Annotated in this window: 14 protein-coding genes; 7 read left to right on the top strand and 7 right to left on the bottom strand. The window is 58.1% G+C overall.

The window, feature by feature from the left end; translation table 11 throughout:
* Positions 1 to 333: 333 nt before the first annotated feature.
* Positions 334 to 1,290 (top strand): OmpA family protein, encoded by a 957-nt coding sequence (locus AABO57_05885; protein ID MEK6285252.1) that lies wholly within the window; start codon positions 334 to 336, stop codon positions 1,288 to 1,290.
* 403 nt (positions 1,291 to 1,693) lie between these two features.
* Here AABO57_05885 and AABO57_05880 read toward each other — a convergent pair whose 3' ends face one another.
* Complete coding sequence (locus AABO57_05880) at positions 1,694 to 1,939, bottom strand: DUF433 domain-containing protein (protein MEK6285251.1); 246 nt, start codon at positions 1,937 to 1,939, stop codon at positions 1,694 to 1,696.
* A gap of 271 nt (positions 1,940 to 2,210) precedes the next feature.
* On the opposite strand from AABO57_05880, the gene AABO57_05875 reads away from it, so the two are divergent.
* The 6 genes from AABO57_05875 (at position 2,211) to AABO57_05850 (ending at position 10,502) form a co-directional block, all read left to right on the top strand.
* A complete protein-coding gene (locus AABO57_05875) occupies positions 2,211 to 5,534 on the top strand; it encodes a hypothetical protein (GenBank protein MEK6285250.1) in 3,324 nt (1,107 codons plus the stop codon).
* A gap of 145 nt (positions 5,535 to 5,679) precedes the next feature.
* Complete coding sequence (locus AABO57_05870) at positions 5,680 to 5,916, top strand: DUF2281 domain-containing protein (GenBank protein MEK6285249.1); 237 nt, start codon at positions 5,680 to 5,682, stop codon at positions 5,914 to 5,916.
* 1 nt (position 5,917) lies between these two features.
* Positions 5,918 to 6,298 (top strand): type II toxin-antitoxin system VapC family toxin, encoded by a 381-nt coding sequence (locus tag AABO57_05865; GenBank protein MEK6285248.1) that lies wholly within the window; start codon positions 5,918 to 5,920, stop codon positions 6,296 to 6,298.
* Between the two features lie 41 nt (positions 6,299 to 6,339).
* Entirely contained in the window at positions 6,340 to 7,311 is a 972-nt protein-coding gene (locus AABO57_05860; GenBank protein MEK6285247.1) for an ATP-binding cassette domain-containing protein, read from the top strand.
* Positions 7,312 to 7,315: 4 nt separating this feature from the next.
* On the top strand, positions 7,316 to 8,080 hold the full coding sequence (locus AABO57_05855) for an ABC transporter permease (GenBank protein ID MEK6285246.1): 765 nt from the start codon (positions 7,316 to 7,318) through the stop codon (positions 8,078 to 8,080).
* A 142-nt stretch (positions 8,081 to 8,222) separates the two neighbouring features.
* Entirely contained in the window at positions 8,223 to 10,502 is a 2,280-nt protein-coding gene (locus AABO57_05850; GenBank protein ID MEK6285245.1) for a S9 family peptidase, read from the top strand.
* Between the two features lie 36 nt (positions 10,503 to 10,538).
* Here AABO57_05850 and AABO57_05845 read toward each other — a convergent pair whose 3' ends face one another.
* The 6 genes from AABO57_05845 to AABO57_05820 are packed head-to-tail and all read right to left on the bottom strand — an operon-like array spanning position 10,539 to position 18,218.
* Positions 10,539 to 12,098, bottom strand: coding sequence for an MraY family glycosyltransferase (locus AABO57_05845; GenBank protein MEK6285244.1), 1,560 nt, complete (start codon positions 12,096 to 12,098; stop codon positions 10,539 to 10,541).
* A 55-nt stretch (positions 12,099 to 12,153) separates the two neighbouring features.
* Positions 12,154 to 13,539, bottom strand: coding sequence for a glycosyltransferase family 4 protein (locus tag AABO57_05840; GenBank protein MEK6285243.1), 1,386 nt, complete (start codon positions 13,537 to 13,539; stop codon positions 12,154 to 12,156).
* Positions 13,540 to 13,593: 54 nt separating this feature from the next.
* Entirely contained in the window at positions 13,594 to 14,541 is a 948-nt protein-coding gene (locus AABO57_05835) for a GDP-L-fucose synthase (GenBank protein MEK6285242.1), read from the bottom strand.
* A 1-nt stretch (position 14,542) separates the two neighbouring features.
* Entirely contained in the window at positions 14,543 to 15,586 is a 1,044-nt protein-coding gene (gene gmd, locus AABO57_05830) for a GDP-mannose 4,6-dehydratase (GenBank protein ID MEK6285241.1), read from the bottom strand.
* A gap of 12 nt (positions 15,587 to 15,598) precedes the next feature.
* Positions 15,599 to 17,362 (bottom strand): carbamoyltransferase C-terminal domain-containing protein, encoded by a 1,764-nt coding sequence (locus tag AABO57_05825; protein MEK6285240.1) that lies wholly within the window; start codon positions 17,360 to 17,362, stop codon positions 15,599 to 15,601.
* A gap of 13 nt (positions 17,363 to 17,375) precedes the next feature.
* Positions 17,376 to 18,218 (bottom strand): glycosyltransferase family 2 protein, encoded by an 843-nt coding sequence (locus AABO57_05820; GenBank protein ID MEK6285239.1) that lies wholly within the window; start codon positions 18,216 to 18,218, stop codon positions 17,376 to 17,378.
* Between the last annotated feature and the right edge of the window lie 39 nt (positions 18,219 to 18,257).

Raw genomic sequence — 18,257 nt, 5'->3', positions numbered from 1 at the left:
GAAGTTCGTGTGGCACATCCAGCCTGATGCTCCCTGGAATCCCCACCCCCACCCCTATGAAATCCCAAGCACTATGGCGCGAATGCCCGAGATTGTCTAACATTCAACTATGCCCGAATCCACTGTGGACCGCGCAAGGTTATAGTTGGTTGCGGGCAGTAGTGATGTACCCCATCCTCACAATGAGAATTGACTTTGGGGCGTGGACGACTTAGGGCGTTTAAGAGCTGACCGCCCTCAGATCCTTAAAAACAAGAACCCGGTCGCGTCGAAGCGGTGTTGGACTCGCGGGCGACCCGATATTTGCGAATGCTCCTAAGGAGGATGTTATTAATGAGACTTCAAAGATTTGCTGTACTTCGCTTCTTCATTCTTGTACTGCCGCTCCTGGCGCTGAGTTCTTCTTCAGTGCTCGGGCAGGAAAACAAGTCAACCACCCAGACTCGTGACACTGGTGTAAGAGCCGGGAATCGCGTTGTCTCCAGCGGACAGAAAACAAAGGTCAAAGGAATAATAGTTCGCCGCGACGCCGACACTTTCGCCGTCGCCGATGATGTCAACGATGAGACCGTCGTTCTGCTGACCGATCGCACCACCGTCAGGTCGAAGGGCGGCTTCTTACGCTCCGGCAAGGACTACGGCGTGACAAGCTTGCTGCGCGGGCTGAGAGTCGAAGTCGAGGGTCGCGGCAATCGAGACGGCCAACTCGTCGCCGATAAAGTGCGCTTCGATTCAGACGATCTCAAGACCGCCCGTGTCGTGGATTCGCGTGTAGCCCCTGTCGAAGACGCGAATAAACGTCTCTCCGGGCAGGTCGAAGAGGTGGGCGAGATTTCAAGGCTCGCGAGAGACGAAGCCGGCGTAGCGAGAAATGCAGCCGGCAAAGCTCACGAGCGCATCTCCGCGCTTGACGATTACGTCGTCCAGGATTCCGCCAACATCTACTTCAGAGTGAACAGCGCGGTCATTTCGCTTGAGGACCAGCGGGCGCTCGACGAGCTGGCTCGCAAAACGGCGACGACCAAAGGATACGTCATCGAGATCGCGGGGTTCGCCGATTCTTCGGGTGACGTTGCGCGCAATCGCGTGTTGAGCCAGCAACGGGCGGATGCCGTGGTGCGTTACCTGCAGGAGAGCCACGATATTCCATTGCGGCGTATGGTGACGCCGTTCGGGTATGGCGCGACGAAGCCGGCGGCTGACAACACTACGCCGCAAGGACGCCGTCAGAATCGTCGAGTAGAAGTAAAGATACTCGTGAGCAAGGGAATGGCCGGGTCGGGCTCATAGCGCGCGCACCTGTTCATTTCAGGATGAGATAGGTTGTAGTACGGCCTTTAGGCGGAAGTTCGTAGCGGCTCGGCCGGCTGGCGACCGGTTACGAACTTCCGCCTAAAGGCCGTACTACAAACTTCCAATCGTTAGAGGGATTAGAGTGATTCTGATAATCTCCGAATGAGAACTTATACCTGCCGCGAGAAATCCAATATGTCACTCATCAAGGTCAGACCCAATGGACAAGTCACGCTCCCGTCATCGCTCCGCGAGCGGGCGAAGTTGAGGGTGGGTGATTTGCTAGAAGCCAAGCTAGAGAAGGGGAGAATAACTCTTACGCCGGCGAGCCTCATCGACCGCCACATCACTGAGAGCCAGGAGAGAACCCAGGACGATCACGCTGCCAGCGTACCACTTTTCAATCTCGGTCTTGAGATAGGGTGCTGACAACTGATCGTCCAACATCGCCGCCGTCGAGGAAGCTGATCACGTGACGCGCATCAATGCGCGTGTATTTGATCGAGGGCCGCCCCCCACAGACTCCAGGCGCGGCTACGACGTACTGACCCAGAGGGTAATACTCATAAACGTCGCCGCCGTGATGCTCTCTCACTAACTCCACTTTGGCTGTCTTGTTCCGCGGTTTGGGCAATCTGGCTGCCACTGTCTTAACCGTCCTTTCGCCGAGAGTCTAGCACAACCCGGATTAGCCGACCCAATGTCCGACAACGCAACTCGAAAATCACACAGTCGCGGTGTCGTGGTCACATTCCTCGGCTGGCTGGTCGAGCCTCCACTTTCTTCATCCCGTCCTTTCGTTGAAATGCCTTCTCGCCTGTGATATAGGAAGGGCCGCAGTTGGCCGGACCTCAAGTCCGGCTGCATCTCACGCCATAAACGAAATCATGCCAGTGGAGACTCACGCGGAGGCGCATATGAAACGACTACTTCTCATTCTGGTGATCGCGGCGATAACGCCAATTGCGGTTCGCAGTGCCCCGCCAGAACCTAACGAAGCGGCGTTGCTCGTGAACCTCAAGTGGCGATCGATCGGGCCCGCTAACATGGGCGGTCGCGTCACCGCTATCGAAGGCGTCGCGGGCGATCCTTACACCTTCTACGTTGGCGGCGCGGACGGCGGCATATTCAAGACGACTAACGGCGGGACAACTTTCAAAGCGCTTTTCGACAATCAAGCCGTGCTGTCGATCGGGGCCATCACCGTAGCGCCTTCTGATCCTAACGTCATCTGGGTGGGCACTGGTGAAGGTGATCCGCGCAATACAGCTTCGTTTGGCGACGGCGTCTATCGCTCTACTGATGCCGGCGATACCTGGAAACATCTCGGCCTCAATGAGACCGAGCGCATCAAGCGAATCAAAGTCGATCCACGTGATCCGGACATCGCTTATGTCGCGGCATTGGGCCGAGCGTGGGGACCGAACGACGAGCGCGGCGTGTTCAAAACAACCGACGGCGGAAAAACCTGGGCGAAGACATTGTTCATCGACAAGGACACCGGCTGCTCGGATGTCGATCTTGATCCGCAGAACCCACGAATACTCTACGCGGGGATGTACACCTATCGGCGCAAACCGTGGCGCTTCGACTCGGGCGGGGGCCAGACCGCGCTCTACAAATCAATCGACAGCGGGACAACATGGAAAAAAATAACTAACGGGCTTCCGAAGTCTCCGATGGATCGAATCGGAATCGCGATCTCGCGTAGCAATCCGATGACCGTCTACATGATCACCGAAACCAAGACCGAGGGGAATCTGTTTCGTTCCGACGATCGAGGCGAGACCTGGCGAATGGTGCACAACGATCCGAACATCAACTTTAGGCCGTTCTACTACAGCGATGTTCGCGTTGATCCCAACGATCCCGAGCGTGTCTACTCGCTCGGCGGCGGGCTGTCGGTTTCGCGTGACGGCGGGAGGACTTTCGCGCGAATCGCCAACGGCGTGCATGGCGATCATCAGGGGCTGTGGATCGATCCTATGAACTCGAACCGGGTTCTGAACGGCAGCGACGGCGGATTCCAGGTCTCGAATGACAAGGCCGCAACCTTCGATATCATCAACAACGTCGTGCTGTCGCAGTACTATCACATCAACTACGATATGCGGCAGCCTTACTATGTGTACGGAGGCTTGCAGGACAACGGTAACTGGGTTGGTCCGAGCGCGACGCTCTTCCGCGAAGGGATTCGCAAAGACGATTGGTACACGGTGAGCGGCGGCGACGGGTTCTTCGTGGTCCCGGACCTCAGCTCGCCCAACATCGTCTATTCTGATTCGCAAGGCGGGACCATCAGCGTAACCGACACAAACAGCGGCAACACGCGCAGCATTCACCCTTATCCAAAAGAAGTCGGTTCGTCAGGTAATGCGATTGTCGGCTACAAATACCGGTTCAACTGGAACCCGCCGATCGTGGCCTCGCCGCACGATCCGAAGACCGTCTACTATGGCGGCAACGTGCTGTTCAAGACTACTAACTATGGACACTCGTGGCAGGAGATCAGCCCGGATCTGACGACCAACGACAAGAGCAAGCAGCAAACATCGGGTGGTCCTGTCGTGACAGACAACACAGCAGCAGAGTTTCACTGCACGATCCTCGCGATAGCCGAATCTCCGGTTAAGGCCGGGGTGATCTGGGTTGGCACCGACGACGGCAACGTTCAAGTGACCAAAGACGGCGGCAAGACTTGGACGAACGTGGTCAGCAACATCAAAGGCCTGCCGCCGAATTCGTGGGCGCCGAACATCGACGCTTCGCACTTCGACGCGGGGACGGCTTACGCTGCGTTCGACCGTCATCAAGACGATGACTTCGGCCCGTGGGCATACAAGACAACCGACTACGGCCAGACGTGGGCGTCGATCAAAAGCGATCTTCCGGTTAAAGGCTATGTTCACGTCGTGAGAGAAGACCCGAAGGTGAAGACCCTGCTTTACTGCGGTACGGAGCTTGGCGTCTTCGCATCGTGGGACGGCGGCGGTCATTGGGTGTCGATCCGCAACAACGTTCCGCCGGTAGCCGTGCGGGACATCGTCGTTCACCCGCGCGACAATGATCTGATCATCGCAACACACGGACGCGGCGTCTACATCCTTGATAGCGCGACAGCGCTTCAGGAGATCGCGACGGCGAAGGCGAATGATGTGTTTCTGTTCGATGTGCGTCAGGCGACTCGATATCAGATGTGGGGCAGGGATTCGAACCTCGGCCAGAGGACTTTCACGGCGCAGAATCCTCCGAGCGGCGCTTTGATAGATTATTACTTGAAGGCTGAGGTGAACGGCCCGATCGTCATCACCGTCGCGGACAAGAGCGGTAAGACTATCAGGACCATTCGCAGCACCGCTAACAAGGCGGGTGTCAATCGAGCAGTGTGGGATCTTCGCTATGATCCGCCGACTCCGGCGCCAGGCAGCGGACCGGGTGGAGGCGGTGGCGTCGGGAGAGGAGGCGGGCAAGGAGCAGGCGGCGGGGGCCAGGGTCGAGCCGCGGCAGCAGTTCAAGCGGGAGCGCCGACCGCTGCGCCTGCCGCGCAAGCCTCGGCTGAACAGCCGGCTGCGGAAGGATTCGGAGGCGGGCGTTTCGGAGGAGGAGGAGGCCCGGCGGTTGTGCCAGGGGATTACACCATCACGTTGAGGGCGGCGGGGAAACAACTGAGCAAGACCGTTCGTGTTGGGCTCGATCCTCGTGTGAAGATTTCGGACGCGGAATTGGCGGCGCAGTTGGACGCCGCGTTGAAGCTACGCGATCTGAGCTCGACACTCAACAGCGTGGTTGCTCGCGTTGATGATCTGACGCGGCAACTGACGGCGCTCACCGAGACGATGCGAAGAGTCCCCGATGCGGCGGCTACTGCTGCAAGTCGGGCTGGCGACGGAGATGGCGGCGGACCCGCAGCAAGAAACGCTAGCCAGACCGACAACGCGGCCACTGACATCAACGCCGCGCTCGATGAACTGAAAAAATTGCGCGCGACGCTTGTCCGAGAAGCGCAATTCGGTTATCGCTATCCGCCGAAGCTGCGCGAGGAGGTCAATTCACTGATGGGCTCGATCAACTCAGCGATCGCGCCGCCAACCGAGCCTCAGATGCTTCGGTTGCGTGAAGTGACCGAAGAGACTCAGAAGGCGGTTGCGGATTTGAACGCGATCATCTCCGGCTCGATTCGCAGGATCAACGAGAAGTTGAGCAGTCAGCCTCACGTCGTCACGGGCTCGGCGGTGAGGTGACGTCAGGACTTCAACACAAAAGCATGAAGTCACAAAGCTAATGCCTCAATCGCATTATATAGCGAGTTTCTGCTTTTGTGCGTCCAGCTCCGTCGATATTGACATTCAAACAAACATGCGCGACAAAGGAGCTTAAGACATCGTCATGGAACAACAGAAATTATTGCAGGAATTAGCTGCTCTACCGCCGGAAGGACGCCGGCAGGTCGAGAGACTCGTCCTCCTGCTCAAGAAGCGTTACGCCCGGTCAAGCTCCAGAAGGAAAGCCAAGCGATCTCCTCTGAGAGACGAGAAGTTCATCGGGATGTGGAAGGATCGCGAGGACCTCAAAGACAGCAGCGCGTGGGTCCGTTCAGTTCGCAAGAGTGAGTGGATGAATTGACGTGGCCGACTTCGTGATTGTTGATACCGATATCTTGATCGACGCGAGCCGAGCCATTGGTGAGGCGCTCGCATGCCTGGATCAGCTCGGGGACCGCTCGGCATTGGCCGTGAGCGCAGTCACGGAAATGGAGCTAGTGGTTGGCTGCCGAGACAAAGCGGAACTTCGTACGCTCGACAAGTTTCTGAATCGATTCCAAGTCATCAGTCTTAACGAGCGAATGAGCGATGCGGCCGTTGACTTGTTGCGCCGCTACCGCCTCAGCCACGGGCTGTTGATTGCTGATGCGCTCATCGCTGCAACCGCACTAGTATTGGATACACCCCTGATATCGAAGAATCAGCGCGATTATCGATTCATTGCCGGTTTTGAACCTGCTTAGTTACCCAAATCCATTCCCGTCGTCTTGATCAAAGGCCAGCAATGGACAAAGTCATCGTCGTCGAGAACCTCCAAAAAATCTACAAACCCAAGAGCCGCAAACAGGCGATTGAAGTGAAAGCCGTTGACGGAATCTCATTCGAGATCGAACGCGGCGAGTTCTTTGGGCTGCTGGGGCCCAACGGCGCCGGTAAGACGACGACCATCGGCATTCTAACGACGCGAGTTATTCCCACTGGAGGCCGGGCGTTGGTCGACGGCATCGACGTGCGCCGCGACCCTGTTGCGGTCAAGCGCCGCATAGGCGTGTGCCCTCAAGTGAACAATCTCGATCGCAGCCTCACCGGGAGCGAGAACCTCCTGTTTCACGCCGAGTATTTTGGCATCCCGAAGCGAGTGCGAGAGCGGCGCGCGCAAGAATTATTGGAGCGCTTTCAATTGACCGAACGCGCCAATGAGAAGCCCACGGTTTATTCAGGCGGGATGGCTCAGCGGTTGAAGATCGCTCGAGCTTTGATGCACGATCCGGCAATTCTTTTTCTCGATGAGCCGACTACCGGTCTCGACCCACAAGCCCGCCGCGCGATCTGGGACTTGTTGCTGGAGTTCAACGCCAGGGGTCAAACGATCTTCCTGACGACGCACTATATGGACGAAGCGGATCAGCTTTGCCAGCGCATCGCGATCATGGACAAAGGCAGGCTGCTTGAAATGGGCACGCCCTCGACGCTCAAGGCTGGAGTGCCGGGCGGCTACTTGATCGAGCTGCAAGTCCAGAGCGCGGACGGTGCTATCAACTCTCTCGCGTCTGCCTTGCCGGCGCTTGCAGGCGTGGTCGAAGTGAAGGTGCAGAACAACACCATTCGGGTCTACGCGGACAAGGCCGAGGGTCTTCTGGCCAATGCAATGCGAGTCGCCGGCGAGCTGGGAGTGATGGTAACCGACGCTCACGTCTCCGAGCCAAGTCTCGAAAATCTGTTCTTGCATCTGACCGGCAGAAGCTTGAGGGACTGAAGATATGGCGACAATGATAGCGCTGCTGCACCGCGATATTCGCGTAGCTCGCCGCGAGCTGAAGTTCTTTTTCCTGCGCGTTGGAATTCAGCCGATATTGTTCACGTTTATCTTCGGCTATGTAATGCCGCGCCTGGGAATCGTGCAAACCGGCTACGCGAATGCGCTGCTGCCGGGCATACTCGCGCTGAGCATGACGCTTTCAGGCATGCAGGCGGTAGCGCTCCCGCTGGTGGTCGAATTCGGATGGACGAAAGAAATCGAAGACCGGCTGTTGGCGCCGATCAGCATAATGGGAGTCGCCGTCGAGAAGATAATCGTCGGCATCATTCAAGCGGTCATCGCCGGGCTGTTCGTACTGCCGCTGGCCTGGTTGATGATGGGTACGCACCTCAATCTGCAGCCCGAAAACTTTCTTCTGCTGATTTTGGTCGCGCTGATAACGGGCTGGCTGTTCGCGGCGCTTGGGATGGTGATGGGCACGATCGTTGAGCCTCAACAGATCGGGCTGATGTTCAACGTGCTGCTCGGTCCGATGATCTTTTTCGGGTGCGCTTATTATCCGTGGGCGTCGTTGGAAGTGCTTCCGTGGTTTCAAAACTTCGTGCTGATCAACCCGCTGGTTTATGCGAGCGAAGGCTTCCGCGCCGCGTTGACGCCCCAGTTGCCACACATGCCGATGTGGTTGATCTTCGGAGGGCTGGCGGGCTTCTGCTCTTTTTTTACCTTTCTCGGGTTGCGTCAGTTTGAACGCCGCTCGCTTGAATGAGCCCTGGGAGCGCAGGATCGAGGATAGAAGATCGAGGATCGAGTATAGATCGAGAATATCTTCCATCTTCTATCCTCGATCTTCTATCCTCGATCTTCTATCCTCGATCCTGCGCTCCCAGGCCAACTACATGGAGGTCGAGATGATTCGCCGCATGCTTCTTTTCCTGATCCTGGCGATGATCGCTGATGCGCGAGTACTTGCTCAGCAATCCGACCCCGGACTCCTCACACTCGATCGGTTGTTCAACTCCACGGAGTTCACCGGCCAATCGCTTGGCCCGGTGCGTTGGCTTGATGGCGGAGCCGGCTACACGCGGCTCGAGGCTTCAACCACGGTTAAAGACGGCCGGGACATCATTCGTTACGATACCGAGAGCGGACGGCGCGAGGTGCTCGTTGCAGCCGAGCGCTTCGTTCCAAGCGGCAGCTCGGCCCCGCTCGCAATCGACGACTATGCGTGGTCGCCGAACGGCAAACTCCTCCTCATCTTCACCAACTCGCGACGAGTGTGGCGGCAGAACACTCGCGGTGACTATTGGGCGTTGAACAGGGACAGCGGAATGCTCACGAAGCTGGGCGGCGAAGCCAAGCCGTCCACGCTGATGTTCGCCAAGTTCTCGCCCGACGGCACACGCGTCGGGTATGTGCGGGAAAACAACCTGTACGTCGAGACGCTTGCCGGCAACCGAATCGCTCGGCTGACCGGCGACGGCTCGCGTACGATAATCAACGGGACGTTTGACTGGGTCTACGAAGAAGAGCTGGATCTGCGCGATGGCTGGCGCTGGAGCCCGGACTCCAATCACATCGCCTATTGGCAACTCAACAGCGAAGGGGTTCGCGACTTCTTTCTCATCGACAACACGAGTTCGGTGTATCCGATTCTCACGCCGATTCCTTATCCAAAAGCGGGCGAGAAGAACTCCGCCTCGCGAGTTGGGGTCGTGAGCGCGCAGGGAGGAGCGACACGATGGCTGGACGTCCCCGGCGATCCGCGAAATCACTACATCGCGCGAATGAACTGGGCCGAGAGTTCAAACGAAGTCGTGCTCCAGCAGCTCAATCGCTTGCAGAACACAAACCTGGTGATGCTCGGCGACATTCGCACCGGGAAAGTGCGCATGATACTAACGGATCGCGATGATGCGTGGGTGGATATACACGGGGACGACGTCCAGTGGCTGGATAGCGGCAAGCGTTTTCTGTGGGTGAGCGAACGCGACGGCTGGAGGCACGTGTACGTTGTGTCGCGAGACGGAGCGACGGTCAAGCTTATCACCCCTGGCGAGTTTGATGTGATCAGCGTCGTGAATGTCGATAAAGCTAAAGGATGGTTGTACTACTACGCCTCGCCCGAGAACGCGACGCAGCGGTACTTGTACCGGGCTGCGCTTGATGGAAGCGGCAAGCTCGAAAGGGTGACTCCCGCAGCCCAACCGGGAATCCACACCTACGACATCTCGCCCGACATCTCGCCCGACATCTCGCGGAACGCCGGATTTGCGTTTCACACGTTTTCGTCGTTCGGCAAGCCGCCTCGAATAGACTTGGTGCGCTTGCCCGGCCACGCGAGTGTGCGCTCGCTGGTCGATAACGCTGCCCTCAATGAGAAAGTGAATAAGCTAAAGCGAGGCGCGAGCGAATTCTTCAGAGTCGACGTCGGCAGCGGCGTTCAGCTTGACGGCTGGATGATCAAGCCTCCGGACTTTGATCCGGCAAAACGGTATCCGGTGCTGTTTCACGTGTACGGTGAGCCGGCTGGGCAAACGGTGCTTGATCGTTGGGGCGGGAACAACTACTTGTGGCACGTGATGCTCGCGCAGCACGGCTACATCGTGGCGAGTGTGGATAATCGCGGGACTCCGGCGCCGCGAGGGCGGGCGTGGCGGAAGATCGTTTATCGACAGATCGGCGTGCTGGCGTCGCAAGAACAAGCCGCGGCCGCGAAAGCCATCATAGACCGCTGGAAGTTTGTCGACGCGACGAGAATCGGCATCTGGGGCTGGAGCGGTGGCGGGTCGATGACCCTCAACATGATGTTTCGCTATCCGGAGATCTACAAGACCGGCATGTCGGTTGCGCCGGTGACCAATCAACGTTACTACGACACGATCTATCAGGAGCGCTACATGGGTCTGCCGCAGCCGAACGCAGAAGACTACAAGCGAGGCTCTTCAATCAATTTTGTTGACAAGCTGCAGGGCAATCTGTTGATCGTGCACGGTTCGGGCGATGACAACGTGCACTACCAAAACACGGAAGCGCTGATCGACGCGCTGATCGCGGCGAACAAGCCGTTCACGATGATGGAGTATCCGAACCGCACGCATGCGATCAGCGAAGGGGCTAACACGACCCGTCACTTATTTGGATTGTTAACCAGGTATCTGCAACAGAACCTTCCCGCTGGACCGCGTTGACGTGCCGGTCGTCGGTCATCGGTCGCCGGTCGTCTCTCAGGCTTCGGCTCGCCTGTCCGGCCGGACGCCTACTTTAGTCTGGCTGTCCGCCGATTGCTTTGCGGACTCTGGTCCGCGAGCCGCGTTCTGAGCCGCTCGGTCCAAAGCGCCGGACAGGGCGGCGTTAAATCCGGAGACAAGAAGATTGATGTCCACCAGCAGCGCCGAGCCGTTGCATCTGCGATAAAGCGAGAAATCCCCGAGCCGCTGGCCGCTTGTGTTTTTCAAATCGAGAGTAAGGGTCCATTGGGAATCGGCGGCGCCTTCGTTTCGCGCCCCGTTTGGTTTTTGCCACTCGAGTTGTGCGCCGTTGCTGTGTTCATAGGCAAGTGGGGGCGCAAACCTCAGATCAAACCCGTCGAAGTCGTTACCTTCAAATGCGTCTCTTAGGACTCGTTCAACGCCCTCGAAATCCTGCGATTTCGACAGCGCTTCCGTAGCTCGGCGAATCGCCAGATTGTTGACGATGATTTTCTTTTGGTCCATCGTGCGCATCGCGACTCGGCCGAGCTCAACGAACTCGTGATAGCCCAGATGCTGCACGCCCACCCAGATCCCCGTGCCTATGACGAAGAGCACTATCCCAACCATCGGGCCCGAAGGATACAAGAGGAAGATGCTCAGCAGCCCGCAGATGGCAGAGACCACATAGAGAATCACCACGACCTGCTGCTGAGAAAAGCCGCGCTCGAGGAGTTTGTGATGAATGTGCTGGCGATCCGCTGCAAACAGCGGCTGGCCATTAAGGAATCGGCGAAGCACCGACAACACTGTTTCCAGAACCGGCAGACCGAACGAGACGACCGGAATGGCTACGGCTACGATGGTCGGAGTCTTCTGCGCGCCCGCCAATGCAAGCGCGCTCAGCATGAAGCCGATAAACAGGCTGCCGCTGTCGCCAAGAAAAATCGTCGCGGGATTGAAGTTGAAGCGAAGGAATCCTAGAATCGCGCCCGCGAGTGCAAGTGTCAGTGACGAGACCAGAAAATTGCCGCTGACCAACGAAATGACGAACACCGTAACGGTCGAGAACAAGGCCGACCCGGCCGCCAGCCCGTCCACACCGTCGAGCAGATTGAAGGCGTTCGTGATCCATAAGACCCACAGTATGGTCAAAGGCAGCGCCAGCCACCCGGGGGTATGCGATCCAAACAGCAGCGGCAGTTGAAAGACTCCGAAGCCTCCGAAAAACAGCAGCGTCGCGGCAACACCTTGCACGGCGAACTTCACCTGCGGCTTCAGGGGTTTGAAGTCATCGTACAGCCCTAACAGAAACACGAGCATGGCGGGCGCCAGAAGATACAGAACGGTTCGCCGCGAAAGCGCCGCTTCCAGACCCGGCAAGCTCGGAATCGCTATCAGCGCTATCGCGATGACCGCGAAGGCGATGAATATCGCGATTCCTCCCAGACGAGGGATCAAGTCTTTGTGTATATGCCGGGAGGAGGGCGGAGCGTAGACCCAGCCTCGCGAGTTGGCGATGTTGCGAACGCTGCGCGTAAGAAGAAATGAGACTAGAACGGCGGCTACGAATACGCCGAGATACGTTACTGTCATGTGACACCCTGGCATTTCCCCGGTAACTGCAAAGGGGCTTCAAGGAGCGGACAGATCATAATATCGTGTCCTTGATTCTTGCCTCGCCTGACCCAGGCGCCGAAGACGAGACCGCCTTAAGGCTAATACACTTTGCGAAAGTCTCCAAGTAAGCGCTAACCGCGCGCGCCCGGTCGAAGCGAACTTCAAACAACGAGCGGGCCGCCGAACCGAACTCCTCGAGCTTTTGCCTGTCTGACGACCATTCCGTGATCATCGATGCCAGCCGGCCGCTGTCACCCGAAGCGACCACCGCACCGCACCGATTCTCGGTGACGATGCGAGCGATATCGCTGCGCGGATCGCCTACAAACAGCAACGGCCGCCCCGCTGCCATGATCGCGTAGGCTTTGCTGGGCACGCTCAAGCCCGCCAGCCCATCCGCCAGCGTCACCAGCAGCGCGTGCCCCGCCGCCAAACTGTACCGCAACAGATGCCGCGGCTCATAGGGCAACAGCTTCACATTTTCAAGACAATGCTTGCGGCGGAACTCCCGAATCTCAGCCTCCTTTGCGCCCTCGCCGACAAACAGGAAGAGTATGTCAGAGCGGTCGCGCAGCAGCAGCGCCGCTTCCAACACTGTCGAGAATTCATTGACCCGGCCCAGATTACCCGAGAAAAGAACAACAAAGGATTCCTCGAGGTTGTGTTTCATAACGAACGGATTGTTCGCTTCGGTGAGCGGCCGGATATCAGTTCCATCTGCCCAGTTGTGTATCACGTCTATCCGCGAGGCTCGCGCGTCACCAACCTTTGCGGCAATGTGCTCGCGCATTGACTGGCTCAACACAACGATGCGGTCAGACTTCCTGAGCACTTGACGACTGATCCACTCCAGCGCCTTCGTCGCCGGACTCCCGGGCCGAAGCGCGCCCAACGCGACGGCGATGTCAGGATAAACGTCCTGCACCAGCATGATCACGCGCATGCGTCTGAGCCGGCCGATCAACAGCGCCACCAGCCCAATGAGCGGCGGTGTCGTGAGCGCCATAACCGCGTCGTGCGATGGCAAACGCAGAAGCTTCCACGATGCGCCGAAATAAAACGACAGATAATCTGAGATTCTTCCGGCGATGCTCCGCTTGCCGAAGCCTGTCGACCACGCGCGCGCGATGCGCACGCCTTTGTATTCATCGCTCGGGCGCAGCTTCTCACCGCCGGTGTAACGTCCCCGGCCCGCAAGCGCGGTGACTGCGACGCCGCGCTCTACGAGGCTCTCCGCCAGATCAGTCATCAACTGGCTGGTAGCCGAATGGTCGGGATAGAAGAACTGGTTGAGGATGATTATGCGCATGGTAAAAACGACGGACGTCGGGAGACGACGGGAGACGACGGACGACGGACGACCGACGACGGACGACCGGTCATCGGTCGGCGCCGGTCGCCGGTCGTCTGCGGTCATCGGTCTCCCGTCGTCCGTCGTCCTCGGTCATCTCCCGTCAGCGGTCGGCGGTCGTCACCCGGTCGTCCGTCGCTTCCTGTACCACTCGACTGTTCGCCGCAATCCCTCGGAAAAATCAGTGCGCGCGCGAAAGCCGAGTAGCTCGGCGGCCCGAGTCACATCGAGCGCCCGGCGCGGCTGACCATCGGGTTTCGTTGTGTCCCAGACTATCTCGCCGCTGAATCCGGTTTCTCCAGCGATCAGCTCAACGAGAGCGCGGATGCTGATTTCGATTCCTGATCCCAGGTTTATTGGCTCCCGGCCGTTGTATTTTTCGGCCGCCAGCACGATTCCTTCCGCGGCATCATCGACGTAGAGAAACTCGCGGGTGGCGCTGCCGGTTCCCCAGACTTCGATTGCGGACGCGCCTCGCTCGACGGCGTCGACGCATTTTTTGATGAGCGCCGGAATCACGTGGGAAGAAGCCGGGTCGAAGTTATCATCGGGACCGTACAGATTGACCGGGAGCAGATAAATCGCGTTGAGGCCGTACTGGTCGCGATAGCCCTGCGCCTGAACCAGAAGAGCCTTCTTCGCGATGCCGTAGGGCGCATTCGTCTCCTCCGGGTAGCCGTTCCACAGATCATCTTCCCTGAATGGAACTCGCGCGAACTTCGGGTATGCACAGACGGTCCCGAGCTGTACGAACTTCTCAACCGAATGATGGCGCGCGGCTTCAATCAGTTGGACGCCCATCATCATGTTCTCGTAAAAAAACCTGCCCGGGTTTTCGCGATTCGCTCCGATGCCGCCGACGACGGCCGCGAGATGAATCAAGACGTCCGGCTTTATCTCGCGATAAAGGCTTTCCACGTCGTCTCCGCGAACCAAATCATAATCGCGATGACTTGCGACAAACACGTTGGCGCAACCTGATTCACGCAGCCGCGCCACAACGCGCTTACCAAGAAACCCGTCTCCCCCGGTAACGCAGATTCTTCTGGTGGCAAGGTAGCTGTTCACCTTAAGAGGCTCCCCATCCGGTTGGAGCCGACCGTCGACCGTCGACCGTCGACCGTCCCGCTTCCTGAGTGGCCAACTCGAGATCGTGATCGACCATCTCCTTCACCAGTTCCTTGAAACTGATGGTCGGCTCCCACCCCAGTACTCGGCGAGCCTTGCTCGCATCGCCCATAAGCACATCGACTTCAGCGGGGCGATAGTAACGCGGGTCTATATCGACGTGTTCCTTCCAATCGAGGTCGAGGTATCCAAAAGCTTCGCTCAGAAAATCTTTGACCGAATAGGATTCGCCGGTTGCGATCACGTAGTCGGCGGGCTCGTCCGCTTGAATCATCAGCCACATCGCTCTCACGTAATCCATCGCGTGGCCCCAATCGCGACGGGCGTCGAGATTGCCGAGATAGAGCTTATCCTGCAGGCCGAGCTTGATCCTGGTTGCGCCCCGCGTGATTTTGCGCGATACAAAAGTCTCGCCGCGGCGTGGCGATTCGTGATTGAAAAGGATGCCGTTGCAGGCGAACAGACCGTACGACTCCCGATAGTTGACCGTGATGTAATAGCCGTAGGCTTTCGCGCAACCGTAGGGGGAGCGCGGGTAGAAGGGCGTCTTTTCGGTCTGCGGGACTTCGATGGCTTTGCCGAAAAGCTCAGACGAAGAAGCCTGATAGAACTTCGGTCTTATCCCCGCCTCGCGGATTGCTTCGAGGATTCTGACGACACCCAGACCGCTAACCTCGGCGGTATACTCGGGCACATCGAAGCTCACGCGCACGTGGCTCTGAGCGCCCAGGTTGTAGATTTCGTCGGGCTGCACCTTTCGCAGAATCGTGTTCAGCGAGCTCGAGTCATTCAGGTCGCCGTACACGAGCCGCAGCCGAGTTTGAGATTCATGCGGGTCCTGGTACAGATGGTCGATGCGCCCGGTGTTGAATGAAGACGACCGGCGAATGATTCCATAGACCTCGTAGCCTTTCTCGAGAAGCAACTCCGTCAGGTACGAGCCGTCCTGTCCGGTTATTCCGGTTATCAGCGCGCGTTTAGTCATAGGTTACCCAAATCAGCAGCGTCTTACTGCGTTGTTGCCAATGTACAACACGTCCATCCGAGTCTTCAAAAAGCAATCAATCGCGTCGCGCGGCGTGCAGACGATCGGTTCGTTCTCATTGAAAGAGGTGTTGAGCACGACCGGCACGCCCGTGAGATCGTGGAAATCTGAAATAAGCTGATAGTAGCGCGGGTTCATTTCGCGCGACACAGTCTGCAGCCGGCCCGATCCGTCGACGTGCGTCACCGCCGCAATCTCCGACCGGCGTTCGGACCTTATCTGATAAACCATCAGCATAGTGGGAGCCGGATGCGTTTGCTCGAAGTAATCTCCCACGTACTCTTCCATGATCGACGGCGCAAACGGACGAAACGGCTCGCGCTTTTTGATTCTTTCGTTCAAGACGTCTTTCATCTCCACACGCCGCGGATCGACCACGATCGAGCGATTCCCAAGCGCTCGCGGCCCGAACTCCATTCTGCCCTGGAACCATCCCATCACCGCCCCGTTTGCAATGTCGCTCGCAGCCTGGCGCGTCAGTTCTCGATCGTCGAAGGTCTGATAAGTCAGCCCGCTTCGTTCGAGCTCCATGCGAATCTCGGCATCAGAGAACTCCGGTCCGGTGTAAGCGCCTTCCATCACGAAGCCGCGCGGCCGCTCGAGGATGTTGTTGTAGATCTGGTAGCAAACGCCAAGCGCGGTCCCGCTGTCGCCGGCCGCCGGCTGCACGAACACCCGGCGGAACGGCGTGTTCAAGAGTATCTTTCCATTCATCACCGAGTTATAAGCGACGCCGCCCGACAAGCCCAGATCGGTCAGCCCGGTCACGTCGTGCAGATGATTCAACACGTGAAAGCCGACCTCCTCTAACCGCATCTGCAAACTCGCGGCTATGTCGCGGTCGCGATCGGTCAACGGCGATCCGTCTGCTCGCGGCGCGCCAAACAGCTTTGAGTATTCATCCGAGAAAATGCGCCCGATCACAGGCGAGCCATCATCCCAGGTCATGTCGACGCCTTCCGCGTGATGCCGGAAGTAATCGAGGTTCAAGCGGAACTGCCCGTCTTCTTCGGTCCTGACTATGTCGCGGAACTCTCCGATGAATTGCGGCTTGCCATAGGGCGCCAGTCCCATGATCTTGCCCTCATCGCCGTAGTGCGGGAAGCCAAGGAACTGAGTCGTCGCCGTGTAAACGATCCCCGTCGAGTGCGGATACTCGACGTGTCCCCGCACTTCGATCGAGTTGCCTTCACCCTCGGCCCACATCGTCGAGATGAAATCGCCGAAGCCGTCAATCGACAGCAACGCCGCCCGTTCAAACTGCGAAACGAAGAACGAGCTTGCGAGATGCGCCCGGTGATGTTCGATGTTGTGGAACTCGGACTTCAGTCTGTCTCTTGAAACACCGAGCGCCTTGGCCAGGTCGTCTTTCAAATCGCGCACCCTGGCTGCGTTCGCCAAACGCTCAGATACCGCAGCGAAGATACCCCGGTCGCGTCTGTCAAATCCGCTGACGCTTTTGACAGCCCTCGTCGCGGCGAACAGAATTTTCCGGTGAAGGTGGGCTGAGGGATCGCGCGAAACGCCGACGTGCTCAACGTCTTCGATCGTGATGCCGGCCGCTTCCAGACAATAGCGAATCGACCGCGCCGGAAAGCCGGCGCAGTGCTTGATGCGGTTGAAACGCTCCTCTTCCACCGCGGCGATGAGCGCGCCGTCTTTTATGATCGCCGCCGAAGCGTCGCCGTGATATGCGTTGATTCCGAGAACGAACAAGGACCTCCCCCTTCTATTTGCGCTGTTTGAGCGCCGTCAAGGCCGCCCGCTCCTCATCACTTTTCGCTGCGATGACTGGCTTCTTCTCCGATCCAAGCAAAGCCTCAATCAAGTAGAGCGACAAGATCAACTCTGATAACAATCGTTGGAATGCGTAGTAGAACCCGGCGCGCCCATCGAGGATCGCTCCCTTTATGAACAAGCAGTAAAACAAGACGGCGAACGGTGCGAGGATCCGCGTCTTTCTCAACCGATCCGCCCATTCCAGATCTCCCCATGCGGACTGGCCGAGCTTGGCCGCCTCGAGCTTCATATATCGAGCTTGCGAACGAAGCCAGCGATCGAAGCTCTTTCGATCGTCGTGCAAGATCGGCGCGCGCAAATCCACCACCTCTCCCTGGACCAGCACGCGCTGCGTATGCCCATCCTGCAGGTACGAAGCTCCGTCGCGGCGAAACAGCACCGTCACCGGCGGATAAGCCGATCCGCGCAACGGCCTGCCGCTGACGCAATAAACAAAGCGCGCTCGATAGCCCGCCGTTTCCCCTCCGGGTGTTAGCTTACTCAGCTCCTCGACTAGCTCGGGTGTTAGAACGAAATCAGCATCCAGCGCCAGCACCCACTCTGAAGCTATGCCGGTTTCGTTCAAGGCAAAGTTCCACTGGCTCTCGTGACAATCGAACTCTCGCTGAACCACCCTTGTCTGCGAAGTTCGGCCGGCGACTGCAAGGGTTTCATCATCGCTGAAGCTGTCAACTACCACTATGTCTCGCGCCCACTGAAGCTGCTCGAGCGTGCGCCCGATGTTCGGAGCTTCGTTGTAGGTCAAGATGACGGGCGTGATTTGATCAAGCATACGCTGTTGGACGGATGACCGACGACGGACGACAGGCGA

Source organism: Acidobacteriota bacterium, from assembly GCA_038040445.1.
Taxonomy (GTDB): Bacteria; Acidobacteriota; Blastocatellia; order UBA7656; family UBA7656; genus Onstottus_A; species Onstottus_A frigus.
Note: the sequence above shows the minus strand (reverse complement) of the source record. Positions and strands in the feature narration are given on the sequence as shown.